The sequence below is a fragment of the Actinacidiphila oryziradicis genome (genome assembly GCF_005047355.1).
GTDB lineage: Bacteria > Actinomycetota > Actinomycetes > Streptomycetales > Streptomycetaceae > Actinacidiphila > Actinacidiphila oryziradicis.
The window spans coordinates 1-1683 of record NZ_SUMC01000314.1 but is presented as its reverse complement, the minus strand read 5'-3'; the positions used below and the strand labels follow the sequence as shown (position 1 = coordinate 1683).

Here is a 1683-nt window from a genome sequence, read left to right as displayed (position 1 = left end):
AGAAGCTGTTGTCTTTCCGGACTTGAGGGATGCGTTTTCGCTGGTCGGGCGTAGGGTCGGCGGTCCCGTGGGAGTAGTGGCCTGTCGTGCCATCGCTCTTGTGGAGGTCGTGGATGCCGTCGGTGGTTGGGCTGTTGGAACAGCGCGAGCTGGGTGCTCGCCGTCGTGTGGACGAGCTGCGGGAGGAGGCCGACCGCATCCAGGCCGAGCTGGCCGTGGCCGAGCGGGAATGGAAGGAGTGGGCCATCGCCCGCTCGCGGGTCGGCGAGGTGCTGGCACCGGCGGGCGAGGCCGGGCAGGACCACGCCCGGGCCGACCGGACCGCGCCGGCCGCCGAGGAACGGACCGGAAAGACGTCTCGGGTGCCGGAGGCGGCGAAGGGGAAGTCGCAGGTGCCGGTGTGGCGTGAGGGGCTGGCCTGGTCGGCACTGTCGGTGGACTACCAGCGCATCCTTCAGGTCCTGGCGGACCGGGCCCGGCTCGGTCAAGGGCCGCTGACCTGCCAGGAGATGGCTGCGGCGTTCGGCATGGACGTGGTGCCGGCGCGGGTGGAAGCGCTGCGGTCGAAGGCGAAACGGCTGGTGGCCCGTGGCTGGCTGTCCGAGCCTGCGCCGGGCCGGTTCACGCTCGCGAAGGGTGTGGCCGGGCCAGGCGGCGGGTCATGAGCAGGGTCATCGACCAGTAGATCATCGCTTCGGCACTGGTGGTGCGCCGCTCATAGTCGCGTGCCAGGCGGCGGGTGCGCATCAGCCACGCGAAGAGGCGCTCGACGATCCACCGCTTGGGCAGCACCACAAAGCCGCGCATGTCGTCGCTGCGTTTGACGATCGCCAGGACCAGCGCCAGGGCGGCCAGGCAGTACTCGACGAGGCTGCCGGTGTAGCCGCCGTCGGCCCAGACCAGGGCCAGCCGGTGGTGCGCGTCGGCGACGTGTCGCAGCAGGACCTGGGCGGCGGTGCGGTCACCAGTGTCCGCGCTCGTGACCATCACTCCCAGCAGCAGGCCGAGCGTGTCGACCACGACGTGCCGCTTGCGGCCATTGATCTGCTTGCCGCCGTCGTAGCCGCGGCTGTCGGCGCCGACGACGGCGTCCGCCTTGACCGACTGCGAGTCGATCACCCCGGCTGTCGGCTCCGCATCCCGCCCCTCCCTCTCGCGGATCCTCGCGCGCAGCCGGTCGTGGAACTCCTTGACCAGGGCGTGGTCGCGCCAGCGGCGGAAGAACGCGTACACCCGGTCCCACGGCGGGAAGTCGACCGGCATGGCCCGCCACTTGATGCCGTTGTCCACCAGGTAGCGGATCGCATCGAGCATCGCCCGATGGCAGTACGCTTCCGGCTGGCCTCCCCGACCGCGCATCCAGCCGGGCACAGGCAGCAGCGGCCGGACCGCCGCCCATTCCGCGTCCGTCATGTCCGTCGGGTAGCGCGACTGCCGAAAGCCGTTGTCGGCAGCGTTTCCGAACCGGTGAGCCAGACAGTCACACTCCAGGGTCACCGAACTGGACTGCCCGGCCATCGACACGGAAGACTGCGGCACCGGGGCCTCCTGTTGTTACTCGGTGATTCGACACCAACGAGCTGTTCAGGAGGCCCCTTCTGTATGCACCAAGCGCCCCGAGACCACCCAATCGAGACTCCCGTTCGACGCGCATCTCTCAAGACCGGAAAGACAACAGCTACT

2 protein-coding genes are annotated in these 1683 nt (G+C 69.5%); one reads left to right on the top strand and one right to left on the bottom strand.

Annotation, left to right across the window (positions count from 1 at the left end; all coding sequences use genetic code 11):
- Positions 1-113: 113 nt before the first annotated feature.
- Complete coding sequence (locus tag FCI23_RS55530; RefSeq protein WP_136731741.1) at positions 114-665, top strand: hypothetical protein; 552 nt, start codon at positions 114-116, stop codon at positions 663-665.
- On the opposite strand, the gene FCI23_RS55525 is transcribed toward FCI23_RS55530, so the two are convergent.
- Complete coding sequence (locus tag FCI23_RS55525) at positions 622-1413, bottom strand: IS5 family transposase (RefSeq protein ID WP_136731742.1); 792 nt, start codon at positions 1411-1413, stop codon at positions 622-624. The genes FCI23_RS55530 and FCI23_RS55525 overlap by 44 nt on opposite strands.
- Positions 1414-1683 lie beyond the last annotated feature (270 nt).